This window comes from Paenibacillus sp. FSL K6-3182, from assembly GCF_037976325.1.
GTDB lineage: Bacteria > Bacillota > Bacilli > Paenibacillales > Paenibacillaceae > Pristimantibacillus.
On the sequence record NZ_CP150265.1, the window covers coordinates 3,251,960 to 3,269,437 of the forward strand.

General features: G+C 45.4%; 18 protein-coding genes, 1 pseudogene and 1 riboswitch. Of the genes and pseudogenes, 12 read left to right on the forward strand and 7 right to left on the reverse strand.

The window, feature by feature from the left end:
- Window positions 1-3: 3 nt before the first annotated feature.
- From MHH56_RS14015 to MHH56_RS14055, 9 genes are all read left to right on the forward strand, one after another.
- Entirely contained in the window at window positions 4-1,212 is a 1,209-nt protein-coding gene (locus MHH56_RS14015) for a Ger(x)C family spore germination protein (protein WP_339208849.1), read from the forward strand.
- 16 nt (window positions 1,213-1,228) lie between these two features.
- Window positions 1,229-2,311, forward strand: coding sequence for a GerAB/ArcD/ProY family transporter (locus MHH56_RS14020; protein ID WP_339208850.1), 1,083 nt, complete (start codon window positions 1,229-1,231; stop codon window positions 2,309-2,311).
- Between the two features lie 93 nt (window positions 2,312-2,404).
- The gene (locus MHH56_RS14025) at window positions 2,405-3,877 is read left to right on the forward strand and encodes a glycosyltransferase (RefSeq protein WP_339208851.1); all 1,473 of its coding nucleotides are present in this window, start codon (window positions 2,405-2,407) and stop codon (window positions 3,875-3,877) included.
- 136 nt (window positions 3,878-4,013) lie between these two features.
- Window positions 4,014-4,128, forward strand: a riboswitch (TPP riboswitch).
- Window positions 4,129-4,310: 182 nt separating this feature from the next.
- Window positions 4,311-5,351, forward strand: coding sequence for an ABC transporter substrate-binding protein (locus MHH56_RS14030; RefSeq protein WP_339208852.1), 1,041 nt, complete (start codon window positions 4,311-4,313; stop codon window positions 5,349-5,351).
- Window positions 5,352-5,419: 68 nt separating this feature from the next.
- A complete protein-coding gene (locus tag MHH56_RS14035) occupies window positions 5,420-5,722 on the forward strand; it encodes an MTH1187 family thiamine-binding protein (protein WP_054028091.1) in 303 nt (100 codons plus the stop codon).
- Window positions 5,712-6,485, forward strand: a complete 774-nt coding sequence (locus MHH56_RS14040; protein WP_339208854.1) for an ABC transporter permease — start codon at window positions 5,712-5,714, stop codon at window positions 6,483-6,485. Before MHH56_RS14035 ends, MHH56_RS14040 begins: the two co-directional genes overlap by 11 nt.
- A 2-nt stretch (window positions 6,486-6,487) precedes the next feature.
- Window positions 6,488-7,285 (forward strand): ABC transporter ATP-binding protein, encoded by a 798-nt coding sequence (locus MHH56_RS14045; RefSeq protein WP_339208855.1) that lies wholly within the window; start codon window positions 6,488-6,490, stop codon window positions 7,283-7,285.
- Window positions 7,286-8,152 (forward strand): TatD family hydrolase, encoded by an 867-nt coding sequence (locus tag MHH56_RS14050; RefSeq protein WP_339208856.1) that lies wholly within the window; start codon window positions 7,286-7,288, stop codon window positions 8,150-8,152.
- 207 nt (window positions 8,153-8,359) lie between these two features.
- The gene (locus tag MHH56_RS14055; RefSeq protein ID WP_339208857.1) at window positions 8,360-9,151 is read left to right on the forward strand and encodes a glucosaminidase domain-containing protein; all 792 of its coding nucleotides are present in this window, start codon (window positions 8,360-8,362) and stop codon (window positions 9,149-9,151) included.
- A gap of 114 nt (window positions 9,152-9,265) precedes the next feature.
- Here MHH56_RS14055 and MHH56_RS14060 read toward each other — a convergent pair whose 3' ends face one another.
- The 3 genes from MHH56_RS14060 to MHH56_RS14070 all read right to left on the reverse strand — a co-directional run bounded on the left by MHH56_RS14060 (window position 9,266) and on the right by MHH56_RS14070 (window position 11,910).
- A complete protein-coding gene (locus tag MHH56_RS14060) occupies window positions 9,266-9,427 on the reverse strand; it encodes a hypothetical protein (protein ID WP_179089800.1) in 162 nt (53 codons plus the stop codon).
- A gap of 261 nt (window positions 9,428-9,688) precedes the next feature.
- Window positions 9,689-10,744: a DUF418 domain-containing protein gene (locus MHH56_RS14065; RefSeq protein ID WP_339208859.1), complete on the reverse strand. Its 1,056-nt coding sequence runs from the start codon at window positions 10,742-10,744 to the stop codon at window positions 9,689-9,691.
- A 314-nt stretch (window positions 10,745-11,058) separates the two neighbouring features.
- Window positions 11,059-11,910, reverse strand: a complete 852-nt coding sequence (locus MHH56_RS14070; RefSeq protein WP_339208860.1) for an MBL fold metallo-hydrolase — start codon at window positions 11,908-11,910, stop codon at window positions 11,059-11,061.
- A 144-nt stretch (window positions 11,911-12,054) separates the two neighbouring features.
- On the opposite strand from MHH56_RS14070, the gene MHH56_RS14075 reads away from it, so the two are divergent.
- The gene (locus MHH56_RS14075; RefSeq protein WP_339208861.1) at window positions 12,055-13,599 is read left to right on the forward strand and encodes an FAD-dependent oxidoreductase; all 1,545 of its coding nucleotides are present in this window, start codon (window positions 12,055-12,057) and stop codon (window positions 13,597-13,599) included.
- A 50-nt stretch (window positions 13,600-13,649) separates the two neighbouring features.
- Window positions 13,650-14,864 carry an MFS transporter gene (locus tag MHH56_RS14080; protein ID WP_339208862.1) on the forward strand — a complete coding sequence of 405 codons (1,215 nt, stop codon included), beginning with the start codon at window positions 13,650-13,652 and terminating at the stop codon, window positions 14,862-14,864.
- A 16-nt stretch (window positions 14,865-14,880) separates the two neighbouring features.
- On the opposite strand, the gene MHH56_RS14085 is transcribed toward MHH56_RS14080, so the two are convergent.
- The 3 genes and pseudogenes from MHH56_RS14085 to MHH56_RS14095 all read right to left on the reverse strand — a co-directional run bounded on the left by MHH56_RS14085 (window position 14,881) and on the right by MHH56_RS14095 (window position 15,772).
- Window positions 14,881-15,027: an excalibur calcium-binding domain-containing protein gene (locus MHH56_RS14085; protein WP_256710905.1), complete on the reverse strand. Its 147-nt coding sequence runs from the start codon at window positions 15,025-15,027 to the stop codon at window positions 14,881-14,883.
- Window positions 15,028-15,036: 9 nt separating this feature from the next.
- Window positions 15,037-15,459: pseudogene (locus MHH56_RS14090) on the reverse strand (NucA/NucB deoxyribonuclease domain-containing protein); the annotation flags it as partial.
- 199 nt (window positions 15,460-15,658) lie between these two features.
- Window positions 15,659-15,772 (reverse strand): YjcZ family sporulation protein, encoded by a 114-nt coding sequence (locus tag MHH56_RS14095; RefSeq protein WP_339208864.1) that lies wholly within the window; start codon window positions 15,770-15,772, stop codon window positions 15,659-15,661.
- Window positions 15,773-15,945: 173 nt separating this feature from the next.
- Here MHH56_RS14095 and MHH56_RS14100 point away from each other — a divergent pair, with 173 nt between their 5' ends.
- The gene (locus MHH56_RS14100) at window positions 15,946-16,230 is read left to right on the forward strand and encodes a hypothetical protein (protein ID WP_339208866.1); all 285 of its coding nucleotides are present in this window, start codon (window positions 15,946-15,948) and stop codon (window positions 16,228-16,230) included.
- Between the two features lie 445 nt (window positions 16,231-16,675).
- Here MHH56_RS14100 and MHH56_RS14105 read toward each other — a convergent pair whose 3' ends face one another.
- Window positions 16,676-16,924 carry a DUF2642 domain-containing protein gene (locus tag MHH56_RS14105; protein ID WP_339208868.1) on the reverse strand — a complete coding sequence of 83 codons (249 nt, stop codon included), beginning with the start codon at window positions 16,922-16,924 and terminating at the stop codon, window positions 16,676-16,678.
- Window positions 16,925-17,478: the final 554 nt, after the last annotated feature.

The following is a 17,478-nucleotide window of genomic DNA, read 5'->3' on the forward strand; positions in this document are numbered from 1 at the left end:
GCCATGAAAAGATGGAGGCTGCTGCTGCCGATGCTCATTTGTATACTGGCAACCGGCTGTTGGAACCGCGTAGAGCTGAACGATATTGCGATTATTGCTGCTACCGGCCTTGACTGGAAGGATGGGAAATGGGTGGTGTCCTATCAAGTCGTCCTTCCGCAAGCCATCTCCACTCAGAGCGCGAGCACAAGCACAGCGGCGGTCCACGTTTTTTCAACGAAAGGTGAAAGCATTCGAAGCGCGGTCAGCAAGGCGAGTCAAGAGACGTCGCGCCGTCTCTACTTCTCACATACTCAAATTGTCATTATCGGTCAGGATGCTGCGCGAAAAGGGCTGGGACCACTCCTAGACACCTATTTGCGCAATCATGATTCCCGCGAGACGGTGAATGTTTTCTTGTCGAAGGGGAGCGCGCGCCGAATGATGGAGCAATTGATCCCGCTTGAGAAAATTCCAGGCGCAGCCATTCAACGCATGATCAATAATGAAGAAATGAACAGCTCTACCTTTCATCAAATGACCATTCATAAAATACTTCTGGATTTGCTTGGTACGACGCAGGCCACAGGCATACCAGGCTTAGTTGTGTCTGGTACGAATGAGAGTGTGGACAATGCTGGGCAACTCGCTTACACTAGTACACCCTCCAAGGTCAGATTATTTGATTTGGGTCTCATTTCAGGTGACAAGCTGGTAGGCTGGATCAGCAATGAAGAAAGCCAAGGCGTGATGTGGCTCGCAAATCATGTGAAAAAAACGACAGTTCCATTTGCATGCTCAGAGGATAAGAGCGAGCAAAAACTTTCATCTATTCGCATTACTCATGCGAGTACCAAGCTGACTCCCAGACATTCAAGCGGCAAATGGCTGATGGATGTAAGCGTAACTGCTACTGGAACGCTGATGGAGTACAATTGCGAGGGAGATCTCACGAATCCCAAACAAATAGTGAAGCTACAAAAACGGGTTGAGGACGAGATCGTTGCTATTATGCAAAAAGGGTGGGGCGCTGTTAGCAAGTACAAAACGGATGTAATCGGCTTTGGAAGTACCATTCGCAATAAATATCCAAAGCAGTGGGCAGAAACGGTTGCTAGCTGGTCAGAGGAATTTCCAAACATCGAATTAAAGCTAAAAGTAAAGGTGAATCTGAATTCAACAGGCATGAGCGGAAGCGGATTTAAGAAAGCGCAGGAGAAGGACGACTTATAAGTAGAAAGGAGACCCTATGCAGCAGATTGGTAAAAACCAGCTTTCTATTTTGATCATCGTTTTTTTAATCGGCAGCACCCCTTTGTTCGAGCTCGGCATAAAGGCGAAGCAGGATGCTTGGCTGGCGATGACGCTTGCTGCGATTGCTGGTCTGCTGCTTATCGTTATGTACGTCCAGGTGCAGAAGCGCTCCCCGAATTCGGAGCTTGCTGAGCTTTATGTTATACACTTCGGAAAATGGATCGGCGGCTTTGTAGGGATGCTTCACGCGTTATGGTTTGCTTATGAATCGATGCGCAACGTACGGGACGTCGGGGAGCTTACGATGACGGCGCTGCTCACCTTTACGCCGAAATGGATTGTTATGCTGCTTATTATTAGCACCGCGGCTTATGCCGTTAGTAAGGGCGTTGAAGTATTTGTCCGTGTCGTGCAGCTGCTGTTTCCGATCGCAGCACTTAGCTATACTTTTATAATTTTGCTCTTGTTTATTGCCAGATTGCCGAAAATCACGCATTTGCTGCCGATTTTGGAACATGGGATCGGGCCTGTCGTGAAGGCGGCCTTTCCGGATTTGTTATCATTTCCGTTTGGGCAAATGGTTATTTTTTTCGTTTTTTGGAAGCACGTCAGCGAGAAGAAAATGATCGGACGTGTCACTTACAAGGCTTATGTTGGCGTATCCCTATTTCTAATTCTAATGAATACAATTACGCTATGCGTATTGGGGCCAGAGCTGTCCTCGCTTACAGCACTGCCGCTGCTTGAGGTTGTGCAGTTAATTAGTCTGGCTAATATATTGGAACGGCTTGATGTGCTCGTAACACTGCTGCTTTTTATCGGTCTCTATGTAAAAATGACTGCGCTATACATGGCATCGGTATTCATGTTCAATATGATCACTGGTATTGCCTACCGATATTGTGTGCTGCCCATTGGTCTCATTATTTATGGGGCGTCGTTTATCGAACCAAATAATACCACCCATATTTGGATCGGACTCGATATTACGCTGAAGATTGCCCCTTTATTTCAAATCGTGCTGCCGCTGCTTATGCTTTTCGTCGGAATACGCAAGAAATACAAAAAGGCAGCATGATTGAAAGTTGCGCACAGTGCTCACCCAAGCGGATAGGCTGACATATTTTATAGGTAAGTAAGCCGTTTATACTTGCTTGAGGAGGATATACGCGTGAGCGATGCCAATAGCTGCATGACAAGCATTATTCTCGTTACCTACAATAAGCTTGAATACACGAAGCAATGTGTGGAGAGTGTTCGGAGACATACGCAGAGAGGCAGCTATGAGCTGATTATTGTAGATAATGGTTCGACGGATGATACGGTAAAATGGGCTAAAAGCGAGAGCGATATCATCGTAATCGACAATGGCTGCAATGCTGGTTTTCCTAAGGGCTGCAACCAAGGAATGGCCGCGGCCTCGGGCGATCTTCTGCTGCTGCTAAATAACGATACAATCGTAACGCCAAGCTGGCTTGACGGTCTCAAGCGCTGCTTATTTAGTGATGAACGAATCGGGGCGGTCAGCCCCGTTACGAATTCGGCTTCCTACTGGACGACGATCCCGGTCACCTATACGACGATAGATGAAATGGAGCTGTTTGCTTCGGCACTGCATGCCAACCCTGACAGAACAAAATGGGAGGAGCGCGTGAAGCTGGTCGGCTACTGCCTTTTGCTGCGGAGAGAAGCATGGGAGAAAACGGGATCGCTCGACGAAATCTTCGGTATCGGCAACTTTGAAGATGATGATTATAGCCTGCGGCTCCGGCTGGCGGGATATAAGCTGATGCTGTGCGGCGATACGTTTATTCATCATTACGGGAGCATCTCCTTTAGCTCAGAGCCAGAACAATATGTACAAAACTTCAGAAAAAATGCTATTGTTTTTATGTCCAAATGGGGCTTTGACCCTGGTGATGCAACGTATATACGAATGGATTTAAGTACCGTAATTGAGCGGGAATCGCATGAGTACAGACGCGAGAATTGCTCGATTATGGAAATAGGTTGCGGGTGCGGAGCTACGATATTGCATATGAAAAAGCATTTCTCAACCGCAATATGGTACGGAGTTGAACGTAACGAGCTGGCGGCTAGAGTAGCAGAAGCTTCGGGAATTACCGTATTCCGCTCGAATGATCCGAAGGATTGGAGGCTGCCTGTTGAAGGTTTTGACGGCATCGTAATCGGAGATGCTCATGCATACGGGACACCGCAAGCAATGAAAAGTCTAGTTCGACTTCTAAAGCCTGGCGGCTGGCTAGTCGGGTGTTTTGCCAATCGCTATTATTTCGACAATATTCGGCAATATTTAGATCCTGCTAATGCACAAGCACAGCATCAAGCGACATCACAGTACTCAGCAGAACAAGTTAGCCAGCTTTATTTGCAGGCCGGTTTTACCTATGTGAAGATTACACGTGCGGATAATAAACCGCAGGAGCAGCTAGAATACATCCATCTGCTAGAGCGGCTAACGTCTGAAGAGATGTCAAAAGAGCTGACAGCTGCTTATTTGCTCGTATATGGACGCCTTGCTTCTGCAGTAGAGATCCAAGATACGGCAGACTTAGAAGGTTCGAAGGCTGCTGAAGAAGCAAAGGTTGAATGGCTGGATGAGCATGTTGATCTAGGGCAATGACAGCGGGTGCAGGAGCTGCACGTTCTGGCTGCCGCATAGTAAGAGGATGAGTATCGCGGCTTGATGATAATCATTTTCAAAAAAAACTAGCATTAAATGCGGGTTTTGCTATACAATGAATGGTATTGACGAAACCGAATATGTTCCGGGGAGCTGGTTAGGCCGGCTGAGAGGGGATTTTCTATACAATTCCGACCCGTTAAACCTGATCTGGATAATGCCAGCGTAGGGACAGAAGCTCTGTTTTGCAAGCAGGCGAGATCAAATTGATCAAGCATTTGCTGTATAAACAGCTGCACAGCCAATGATATGGCGTCCTCCGGATTAGGGGGACGCTTTTTTTTGTTGCGATTAGAATGATGCAGCCATGGAACCGGATACTACGAGGAGTCGTCGCCTATAAGAATCGAAGCATGGAGAGGGGAACAACATCATGAATCAGAAAAAAACAGGGCATTTGTCGTGGAAAATCGTGGCCGCGATGCTAGTGTTCGTATTGGCGCTGGCAGGCTGCGGCGGTGGCGCTGGGAACAAGGGCGAACAGCCGAAAGAGCAAGAGGGAACAGCGGACAAGCCGCTAGAGAAGGTGCAGGTTGTACTCGACTGGACACCAAATACGAATCATACCGGACTTTATGTAGCTAGAGATAAAGGTTTTTTTAAGGAGCAAGGCTTGGATGTTGAAATTATTCAACCAGGACAAAGCGGTGCCGATCAAATGGTCGCTTCGGGCAATGTGCAGTTTGGCGTAAGCTATCAGGAGTCTGTCACGATGGCGAGAATTGCCGGCGTGCCGCTCGTATCGATCGCCGCTGTCATTCAGCACAACACCTCAGGTTTTGCTTCTCCGCTTGCAAAGGGAATCGATTCACCTGAGAAATTTGAAGGGAAAACGTATGGCGGCTGGGGCGCTCCTGTTGAGGAGGCGGTCATTCAATCGCTTATGCAGGAGAAGGGTGCAGATGTGAGCAAAGTAAATATGATAAGCATCGGCGACGGCGACTTTTTTACGGCAGTGAAACGGGATATTGATTTTGCATGGATTTACTACGCATGGACTGGCGTGGAAGCAGAGCTGCGCGGCGAGAAGATCAATATGGTTTATTTAACAGACTACAGCGACAAACTGGATTATTATACGCCGGTAATCGTGACGAACGAAGATTTGATTAAGAATAAGCCGGAAACAGTCAAAGCGTTTACTGCTGCCGTATCCAAGGGCTACCAATACGCGATCAGCAATGCGGAGGATGCAGCAGAAATTTTAATAAAAGCAGAGCCGGATTTGAACGCAGAGCTTGTGCGCGCCAGCCAAAAATGGTTAAGCTCCAAATATCAAGATGACGCGCCGCGCTGGGGCGAACAGAAGTTAAGCGTATGGGAAAACTATGCGGCATGGATGTTTGAGCACAAGCTGCTGGAGAAGGAGCTTGAAGCGGAGAAGGCATTTACGAACGAATTTTTACCACAATAAGCTATTCGAACATATGGAGGGCGGGAAAGCCCGCTCTCACTTACAACGATGAGAAAGAAGGAAATCAAATGGCAAACGCATTAGTAAGTATTCAAATATTACCGACAACGCCAGGCGGCGAAAGTGTTATTCCTTACGTGGATCGTGCAATTGAAATCATTAAAGCGGCAGGTGTTCCTTATCGTGTAGCACCGCTTGAAACGACGATGGAGGGTGAGCTGAGCCATCTGCTCAGCGTCGTGCAGTCGATGAGCGAGGCGATGGCGGAGATGGGCTGCCCGTCCGTTATTTCACAAATTAAAATTTACTACAATCCGGCAAACGGCGCTTCCATGGGCAGGCTGCTGGAGAAATATCCAGATGGGCAATAAGAAATCGATTTGGCCGAAAATTTGGAAGCCGGCAGCACTGCTGATCGTGCTGCTCGTCTGCTGGCAGGCAGCTGCATGGCTTGGATTATTTCAACAATGGGAGTTTCCATCACCAATTTCAATTGTACAAGAGGCCATCCAAATTTGGCCAAGGTTAATGATGCATACGGGAGCAACGGTGAAAATCATGCTGCTCGGCTTTGTGGGAGGATCGGCGGTGGGCTTCGTGCTCGCCGCTTTGCTGCATTTAATTCCTGGGGTTCGATCGGCAGTATACCCCTTGCTCGTGCTGTCGCAAAACGTTCCCATCATTGCGATCGCTCCAATTTTGACGATGCTGCTAGGTTATGGAATGCTGCCAAAGGTGCTGCTTGTGATCATGGTGTGTTTCTTCCCGATCACAGTTGCCATGCTGAGCGGCCTCATGAACACCGATGCGCAGCTTCGTAATTATTTGCAAATGATCGGCATTCGCAAATGGCAGTTGTTCTGGAGATTGGAGCTTCCTCATGCGATTGTTCATTTGTTTTCCGGCTTGAAAATTGCGGCCTCTTACAGCGTACTCAGTGCAGTTGTGGCCGAATGGATAGGCACGAACAAAGGACTTGGCGCATTTATGATCATCTCGTTCAAAGGCTTTATGCCTGATCGAGTGTTTGCAGCAGTTATCATTATTGTTGCGATCAGCTTGACGTTATTTGGGCTAATAACCTTAGCGGAGCGTCTTGTCATACGTTGGCGCCCTGAGAAAGAGGTGAGCTGACAGTGGTCAATCGTGCTGAGCATCATTCAGTGACGCTTCAAACGCAAAATATTCGAATGAAGTTTGGCAAAGGACAGATGAGCAAAGAAGTGCTTGGCGGGTTATCCATTTCAATAGCAGATGGGGAGTTCGTATCGATTGTAGGGCCGTCCGGCAGCGGAAAAACAACCTTGTTTCAAATTATCGGCGGTTTGGAACGTCCTACGGAAGGCGAAATTTGGATCGATGGCAAGCAAACGACGGGCGAACGCGGACATATTTCCTATATGCCGCAGCAATCGTCGCTGCTTCCATGGCAAACCGTTGCAGGCAATATAGAGTTGTCTCTTACGATCTCTGGCGTTGATAAAAAACTCGCGAAGGCGAGGACAAAGGAATGGCTCGAGCGAATCGGGCTGCAGGAATATGCGGATTCTTATCCGCATGTGCTCTCTGGAGGAATGCAGCAGCGGGTTTCTTTCCTCCGGGCACTGCTTGCTCCGCAGAATCTCATGCTGCTGGATGAACCGTTCGGCGCACTGGACGCCTTGACGCGGCAGCAAATGCAGCAGTGGCTTATGTCGATCTGGGAGCTGAACCGAAGATCGGTGCTGCTCGTTACCCATAGTATTGAAGAGGCTTTGTTTCTATCGGATCGGATTATTGTGCTGTCACCATCGCCGGCAGTGGTGCTGGAGGAATTTCAAGTCCCATTCGAGCGTCCGCGTCATGAGTCTTTATGGACAGACCCACGGTTTTATGCGATGAAGCAGCGCATTTATGATCTGCTTAAGACGGGTGCGAAGGAAGGAAACGTATAGATGGCGATACAAACAAGCAATGGTCCGCGCGAAGGGCAATTGTACTCGGAATCTCCTCAGCAGGAAGGCACATGCATAGACGCGCATATTCATATTGATTTGTATGAAGCAGAGCAGCGTGATGAGCTTCTAGAGCGTGCGTTCGCAGAAGGTGTAGCAGCTGTGATTGCCGTATCTATGCATTTGGAATCGTCTATTGTGAACCGTGACATTGCCCTGCGTTACGCAGGACGTGTGCACCCTGCTTATGGTTTCCACCCAGAGCAGCCCATACCTGCCGATAAGGAGCTTGATGAGCTATTCGATTGGATTCGTTTGCGTCATGAAGCAGGGGAACGGTTTGCAATTGGCGAAGTAGGGCTGCCGTATTATACGCGAACAGAAGCGCAGCAAGCTGGGGGAAATATCGTTTTTGATGAGAATCCATACCTGCAGCTGTTGGATCGGTTTGCTGCGCTGGCTGCCGAACTTGATCGTCCAATTGTATTGCATGCAGTATATGAGGACGCCGGCAAAGCTTGCGACATTTTGGAGCGGCATGGCGTTCGCAGAGCGCATTTTCATTGGTTCAAGGGCGATGCTGAGGTTATCCGCCGAATGGCGGCAAGCGGCTACATGGTGTCGGTAACGCCAGACGTCGCTTACGAGGCAGAAATACAGCAGCTTGTAAGAGAGTATCCCACTCAGCTGCTGATGGTGGAGACGGATGGGCCATGGCCGTTTGAGGGAATCTATGCGGGTCAGCAGACTCGGCCTGCAATGGCTGCAGATGCAGCAAAGCATATTGCGAATATAAAGCAGCTGCCAGCTGTGCAGGTTGCGGAAATAATGCTAGCCAATACTCGCCGCTTTTATGGACTCCTATAGTATTCCATTCATACAGAAAAGGCCGCTCCATCAGAATGAATAATCTGAGGATGCGGCCCTTTTATATTTAAAATACAAAAAAACATAGTGGTAGAGTCGACCTTTCATACCACTTTGTCCATTGCCACTTGCGCTTTCACAGCATACAAAGATAAGGACAGGGTAATAGATGGCAAGCCAAAGTGGACAGCAGAAAGGAGACAGACGATGGCACAGCTGACGAAACAACAATTTATTGAACAATTAGCTCCGACGGTTATAAGAATAAAGCGAGAAGGATCAACGATGTTTCCATCCGTACGTTTAGCGCAAAATGTACTTGAAACCGGCGGTGTTATTCACCCGTGGTACAACTTAGGCGGTATCAAGGTGGGCAGCGGACAGACGAATGCATATTGGCACGGAGAAGCGGTCGTTAAAGGAACATGGGAGGTCGTCGATGGCCGAAGCGAGAATACGCGCGCTGCTTTCCGAGCCTATGAGAGCGTCTATCATTTTTATAAGGATTTGGATTTGCTGCTGGCTACTTCGCGCTATGAGCGTGTTCGCAAGGCAGTGACGCCAGAACAGCAAGCTGACATGCTGTACGCATGCGGCTATGCGACAGATCCGGCTTATCCAGCCAAATTAAAAGCCATTATTTTGCAGTATGGGTTGAAAAAATATGATGCTTTAGGAAGCACACCGCTGCCTAAGCCAGAGAAGCTGAAGGATGCAGAGCTTGTTGTCGTTTTGTACAAGGGGGAGGTTATTTCAGAGGGTTACTTGCTCAAGGGTACAACTTGGGTACCGGCAAGGCTGCTTGGTGAAGCGCTCGGAGCGAAGATTGATTGGACGGGGAAAAAGGTTACCGTAAACGGCAAAGAGCTCGACTCGATTTTGTCCGAAGCAACAGGTTATGTACAAATACGGGATCTGTCCGCAGAGCTTGGGTTAACCGCTAGTTGGGAACCGGCTGCGCGAGTCATATTGCTGTCGCAGGTGAAGGCAGGCAGTTAGTTAAGCGATTTAAGCTTCTGCCATCCTCTACAAAATAAGCAAGAAGCCAGCGGATCATCCGTTGGCTTCTCTTTTTGTGATGCAGTTTAGAAATCATGCTATGGAATGAGCAGTTTATTTGCCTTTCTTGGATGCAGCCCAAAATGCGAGTACGACAAGGGGGATAAAAATGTACCACGGAATGGTAATTGTACCGCCAACAATAACAGCGAGCACCATCACGATCAAGACACCGAGAATAATGTAAAGACAGCCTCTGCCGAACGTTTCCATCATTAATCGCCTCCTAAAGCTTAGGTTTTGCCAGGGCAAAACCTCCTTCGCAAGCAGTCACTTCTTGAGAGTATATTCGGTAATAACGTTTTTATGGGTGACATGGTTCCAAAAATTGAAGGGACAAAGAGGCTGCTGTATGAAATCAAACGGCCCAAAACAAACAAAAAAATGACCCGCATCGCTGCGGGCCGGTGTCCTAGATCTATATATCAACAGTGGGGTTGATGTCTCTTAGTATAAAAAATGAACCTTAACGCAGCATTAAAAATGTTTGTCGGTTTGTTTACAATAGCGTTCGTTATGAATGGCCGGAATCGTCCAATAGGTTGCCATTCTCCAGATCCATTCCATCGGTCCCATTTTGAAAAAGGAAAGCCAGACCATACTGAATATCATTTGGATAATATAAATGCCGATGCAAAGCAGTGTCGTTTGAATAGCGCTAAGCATGCCATTTAAATTAAAAAATGCTGCCGCCATAAGCACGATAATCGTTTGCCCTAAATAGTTGGTTAATGCCATTTGGCCATAGGCTCTTAAAGGTTTGAGCAGCGTACGAATAAATGGATGTTGAACAGCCCGAACGAGAGTCGTGACATAAAATAAAGCGACAAGAAGACCTATAAATGCGGCTGCCCCTTGATATATTTGCATGGCTATCATTTCAGATGAAGAGCTGCCTTCCTCAATCACCATAAAATTTTGCTCGGGTAGTATACGGTACTGGATAAAGGTACCAACAGCGGCCATTGCAAAAGAGATCCAATGCAGCTTACGAATCGTAGATTTTGACTCTGCAAGACGTTGAAACACCTTATATTGTCCAGTTGCAAGCCCAAGCAGAAATAAAGGTAGAATAAGCAATAGTTTGCCTCCTAGAAAGGCGGCAGGAAGTATAAGCACCAAAGCGATAATCAAATTGATTTTTGGTTTAAGCTTGTAGAAAGGAAGAAGGATAAAGCCGGCAATTGCGTAAAGAAACAAGGCCTCTCCAGGATGGAATTTCTGATGAACAAATCCTATGGCTAGCAAAAAAATAAGCCGGCGAATAAATAAAAGGTAGCCGTTATTGCCTTTCTCGATCGCTCTAGATAGAAATAAATAAAAGCCTACGCCAAATAAAAAGGTGAATATGACATAGAAACGCGACTCTACCGTCAAATCTAGGATACGAGACATATACCAATTAGCAGTCCCCGCTTCAGCTGGCGCTACGTTAAGAAGGGGCAAAATATTGACAAGTAGAATGCCAATTAAAGCAAAACCTCGCAAATAATCAAGCGTTTCAATTCGTTTGTTTTCAGAAATAGGGTTCAAGCAGCATACACTCCTAATCTTTACTTTGAATATAAAATGGTTTGGACTTTATTTTAAAAGGAATCTTTCCCTGTGAAAATTACAACAATAATTACAGCAGCGACAGTTCTTATCGTTTTTAACCATTGATTCATAAGTGGTTGCCTCCTCTGATATTCAATAATCTATTTCCTATCATAAAGAAAAAGACGATAGGCAGCCATCGATTAGAGTGACATTAAAGGTGACAAGATTGTAAGATGCACTCTAGGTAGAAACAGAAATAGGACGGAGCAGATTAAGCAGCTGCTCCGTCCTATTTTTAAGTAAACTGACTAATGTATCTGGTTATTGTCTGGAACAAAACGTCCATGCTCCGGAACCGCAATTTCTTTGAATTTTTTCGTTAGGAGCTTGAGATTATCAGACAAGGTTGCGCCAAACATCGGTTCTCCGTGACCGGTAATCGCCAAATTCGGATTCAGATCTTTGAGATTTCTAACGGATTGCTCGGCGGCTTTCCAATTCGTCGTAAAGTATTTAGGGGGACCGCTAATTTCCTGCTCCTGTGTGATGACCTTATATAGCGATTCCTGCTTAACAGTTGCAAATGCGTCACCAGCAATCAAAGTGCCATCCTCAGGACGGAAAAATGAAGTATGTCCTGGTGTATGCCCCGGCGTATGAATATACTTCCAGCCTGGCATTCCCGGCACGCTGCCGTCTGTTGGAAAGGGATGTACTTTGTCGTCGAGGTGAATTCCTTTATGGGGGAAGAAAGTAGAAAGCTCAGACAAGAGACCGCCATGTACAGAGGAGTCCGCGGGCGGATAATCGGATTCTCCGGTCAAATAGGGCAGCTCCAGCTTGTGCGCGTACACGGGCACATTCCAGTGTTCAATCAATTCAATAATGGCACCGACATGATCGAAATGGCCATGAGTAAGCAGAATCGCTTGAGGAGCGGAATCAAAGCGTTCCTCTGCTTCTTTAATAATTTTATGCGCGGATCCTGGCATGCCTGCATCAATAAGAGCCCAGCCCGCTTCTGGTTTCTTTGGATCACCAACAAAACAAATATTGACGAATTGGATTGAGTAACAATAAACATCAGGCCGATAAGCAAGTCCATTTCCACTAGCAGAAGTCGTTATCGGCACAAAAGAATGCTCGAATGAGCTCTCCAACGTAAAACGCCTCCTTTTTCATCATTCTCTTGTATAAACTGTCCAAATGACTATTGGTTATGCTTTTGGCTTAAGCAGATCATTATTTTTAGAATGAAATAATAGCGATTGGTACAAATTAAGGTGCATTATTTCTAGGAGGTGATGGTCATGGAGAAAACATATGATTTACCCAAATTTCCGGAGTCTTATTGGTCAGAAACTTCGAGTCGGCAATCTTCATACGCCATACTTGAAGAAAATATAGAAGTCGATATTGCCGTCGTTGGAGGCGGGATTTCGGGTGTAACAGCTGCTTATTTATTAGCTCAGGAAGGGTTTAAAGTTGCCCTCATAGAAGCGGGTCAGCTTCTTAATGGAACAACGGCGCATACAACTGCGAAGATAACAGCGCAGCATGATCTTATTTATGATGAACTTATGCAGAAAGCTGGAGCGGAAAAGGCAGCATTATATTACAAAGCGAACAATGACGCCCTTCAATTCATTAAGGAAACAATCAAGCTGCATAAAATGGAATGCGGATATTCCGTACAGGATGCGTATGTTTATACCGATTCAGAGGCATACATAACTAAGCTTGAGAACGAGATGTCTGCTTATTCGTCGCTCGGCATTCCTGGCTCTTTCACCGATCAAATTCCTTTGCAGATCCCAGTCAAAGCGGCTGTCATCATGCAAGATCAAGCGCAGTTTCATCCATTGCAATATTTGTATGAGCTTGTGCGGAAGTTCGTGGAAGCAGGTGGGTTTATTTATGAGAAAACGACAGCTATTGACGTAGAAACAGGCCCATTGCCGGAAGTGATTACAAGCAAAGGACACCGTATCAAATGTAAGCATGTCGTATCTTGTACTCATTTTCCATTCTTTGATGGGCATGGATTTTATTTCTCAAGAATGCATGCAGATCGTTCTTATGTACTCGGCTTTCATGTTGAGGATGACATTAAAGGCGGCATGTACATAAGCGCTGAGGACCCGAAGCGCTCCATTCGCTATGTAGAAACGTCGAAAAACACAAGGCTGCTTCTCATTGGCGGTCAAAGCCATAAAACAGGCCAAGGGATTTGTACAATTAATTATTATGAGGAGCTGAAAAGATACGCGGAGCAGCATTTTCGGGTAAAGGAAATTGCGTATCGTTGGTCGGCCCAGGATCTTGTTACTGGTGATAAAATTCCGTATATTGGCCGAATAACGGAATCTTCCACTAATGTTTTTGTTGCGACGGGCTATCGTAAATGGGGCATGACGAATGGCACAGCCGCCGCTTTGCTTATTAGAGACTTAATTATGAAGAAGGATAATGCATATGAGGAGCTTTATGCGCCTTCACGCTCGATGTCGCTCGGAACGATCGCGAATCTTATTGTAGATAACGCTGATGTGGCGAAGCATCTTATCGCTGGCAAACTCGAAATGGCTCATAAGCGTGCGGAGGATTTGGCACTGGATGAAGGCAGTGTCGTGCTTTTGCATGGAAAAAGAGCAGGAGCTTATAAATCAGAAGATGGAAAATTATTTCTCGTAGACACAACTTGCACACATATGGGCTGTGAAGTGGAATGGAATAATGGGGATCGCACATGGGATTGTCCTTGTCATGGCTCTAGATTTGCGATTAATGGCGATGTGATGGAGGGGCCTGCAGAAGAGCCTTTAAAAACCTTGCATCTTCGGCATTAAAAATGAACCCAGATGCGTCAAACCATTCCGAATAAGAAAGGAGTACATCTGTGAAAAAAAAGTGGGACTTAGCAGCTTTAGCATCCATCCCATTAATTATGACGCTCGCTAACTCAATGTTGATTCCCGTATTGCCCTTAATGAAGAAAAAACTGAATATCTCTTCTGTGCAGTCGAGCTTAATCATAACGGTTTATGCTGCAGTCTCGATTATTTGTATTCCAATCGCTGGGTATCTGTCAGATCGTTACGGACGGAAAATAGTCATTATTATAGGCTTGTCCATTGCAGCGATTGGAGGACTGATATCAGGCTTAGCTGCTTGGTTGATGCATTCCCACGTTTATGCGGTCATTTTGGCAGGAAGATTTATACAAGGGATTGGTGCTGCAGGCGCTTTTCCAATTGTCCTTCCGTTAGTAGGTGACATGTTCGAGAGTGAGGAGGAAGTTAGCAGTGGGCTTGGGATGATTGAGACCTCCAATACATTTGGAAAAGTGCTCAGTCCGGTATTAGGTTCGGCGCTTGCCCTAGTTATATGGTACTTGCCTCTTGCTGTTATTCCGTTCATATCATTAATTTCAATCATTGGGGTTATTTTCCTCGTAAAGGAGCCTAAATCAAAGCAAAAGAAAAAAGAAGAGAGCAGTTTAAAAAAGTTTTTTCAATCCATTAAATCGATACTCGCTGAGAAGGGGCACTGGCTTTATGCAACCTTTGCCATCGGTGGTCTTGCAATGTTCATTATGTTCGGATTTCTATATTACTTGTCATCGGTCTTAGAGGACCATTACAATATCGAAGGCATTTGGAAAGGATTGCTGCTAGCCATTCCTTTAAGCGCCATATGCCTTGCTTCGTTTATCACTGGAAAAATTGTAGGGGAAAACAAAGCGAAAATGAAGTGGTTTATTGTCATCGGCACTGCTGTACTTGCGGGGATGATGCTGGTTTGTGGAATCATCAATACAAAAGGGATATTTTTTCTAATTACTTTTATGTTTATAAGCGGAGCTGGTATTGGATTAGCCTTGCCGAGCTTGGACGCTTTAATAACGGAAGGGATAGAGAAAAAACAGCGAGGCACCATTACCTCGCTGTATAGCAGCACGCGTTTTATAGGCGTAGCCGTAGGTCCATTGATTGCATCAGTATTGCTCAAAAACGAAGCATTGCTATTTTATTTGTTTGCGGGATTTGCATTGCTATGCTCCATACTGGCCTTGTTGACGATTAAGCCAAGCAAGCAGAAATCGGCCTCGTGAGAAGGAGTATATATGATCAGCTGCATGCTATTCCATCTTTATCACGATCCAATTTTAAGGAGTATCCGGGGTCTCCTTTATGTAAAGGTGCGGCCCCAGCTGCTTTAGCAGCTGCACAATTGGCATAATAAACGGTTTCTTCTGTTGGCTTCGGCTGCTCCATCGCTTCATCAATAACGAATAATACACGCGTTCCGTCCTCTAAATCAGTCAAAAGATTTCCAATCCACGAACCAGCGCCGCGATTATCCTTAGGAGAAACATAAGCGATATCCGCACCAGCACCTCCTTCTTTGCACATGGCCATCGGCCATTCATCTCGATCATAGCCCTTTTTGGTTGGAATACTCCGTAACGAGGCTTCACGATTAGCGTTAGCGCCATCTCGATCGATCGTACAAACCGCTGAAGCACCTGCACGAATGGCTGCTGCAATATGCGCCATCGTCTCCGGATAACGATCAGTAGGCAAATGAATCGTCATTCCATACTCTGAAGCAGTGGAAGCCGGGTTTGAATCAGAACTGATAATGAATTGTCCGCATCCTGTGAGGATAAGGGTTAGGGTGAGTAATGCGGCTAACAATGATCTCATGATGTGTCTCCATTTCTAGTCATTTGAAACCATCATACAATACAGCTTGCAGTATCGGATAGGATGAGGTTTACAATACTGTGCAAAAACGGATAATTTCGAATATATAATGAATGTAACGGAGAAAAAAAGAAGACCTATCGAGTAGGTCTTCGGAGGAAGTGTATGAGGATAATATAGAAGCTCAGTGTTTAGAGGGTTATCTGCCGTAACCGCCGAATGCACCACAAGTGCAAGCGATAATAACCAACAAGATGAAAAGGACCAGAATCGTACCAGTGTTAGTGAAAGCACCGCCAACGTGACTGGACATTTTTCATAGCACCTCCTTTGAATTGAAGATTCTATAGGTTATGCTCCACTTTTTCTTTTTGATTGGGTGTTTGTTATAGAGACTTTTTATATATGTCACTAGCCGATGAGAGCCCTTTGTGATGGAGAATTTGGAGATTTAGTAGGAATTCAGCATATGGGATACGCTTTATTTTGTCGAATACGATATCTCGGACGTTACCGAAAGAAGAGACGGGTGTAGGCATGGGATTGTTGTCGATGATCAACTTTATCTCTGGTGCCATTGCGATGAGCCTAATTGGCAAATTGCTTGATAAAGGTTCATCATCCTTTCACTTAAATCCGGTTGTGACGAATCCAACAGCGTATGTGTACAGTAATATTTTTGTTGTACTAAGTATTGTAATTGTTGTTGCAATCGTTATATATCGTCTGCAGTTTGGAGCAGCCAAAGCTGTTGCGCGAGCTAATCAATGATGTATATTCTTGTTAATTGAAATACAACAAATGCTGCTGCGCCAAACATTAATAGTCGACCTGTATATTTTGCAACTTTTTCTGCGACCTGTTCTGCTTCTTTCATCTTGGGAGATTCTTCTCCATAGGATCGTTTCTTTAAGGAGAGTAATACAAATACAAGGAGCATGAGCCCGAAGAAAAGATATTTTGCTAGCGTAGTATCAAACAACGAAATGAATAAATGAAGCAAAGCCTTCCATGGATTGAATTCGCTGGCGAAAAACAGGAGCATCACCTTCTTTACCTAATTATTGGAATTATACCATTTGAATAGTGGATGATTACAGGTTTTTTTTGAGAATGCTCGATGCAGAGTCTAACAAAATAAAGTAACAGCATTCATAAGAAAAAAGGGTGCTCTCCAAGTAGGTTTGCCTACTAGGGGAGCGCCCCTTTGTTCGATTTATAATGGCATTGTCCATACAATTTCAGCGATTCGAACGCAAGCCTGACGGCTGTGTAATTGCAGGAGCACATGGTCTGGTTTTACGTCAATGATAGATCCTTCGATTGCTCCCCTCGTTGTTTCGAGTAATACGCAGCGACCAGTTAAGCGCATGAGGGCTTCTACTACATAAGGATCAATGGCCGATACAGTTTGAATTTGAACGGGATTACTCTGAACTGGACTGACGTTGCTTGGTTGATACAAATTATCCACTCCTTAAATATAGGTTCTAACCCATCATATGCAGATGTCTAGTGCATGGAGTGGGCTAAAGCCCTGTATTATTATTCGATTCGTTTGACATACATAAAAGTAATAAATAGGTACAACATACTATTTTTAAAAAACCGATAATACTAAAATATGAGAACTATAGTAGATACAATTTATCCAACCCTTTTATCCAAACCTGACGGCAATCACGTTCGGATTCATTTCACTCATTCGTCTCACTGATCTCACTGAAATCGCATATCATCCTAAGCTCACATCTATCTCTAACGAACTGTATCCTGCTTATTTAGCATAAAACTGCCTTTCTGAAGTTTTAACGAACCGTATAGACGTTATAGCTTGCTGAAGATGGTGTTATGCGTTACTTTTCTCGAAATAAGGATACTGGAGTTCGTTAAAATTTTAATCCCTTATAAATGGGTTAAATAAGAGCTGCTGGGTTCGTTAGCTATAGGTCTAGTAGGAGAGAGCATTGTTGGAAGCAGTGAAATCAAAGAAAAGCCTTATCAACCAAACAAAGCAAG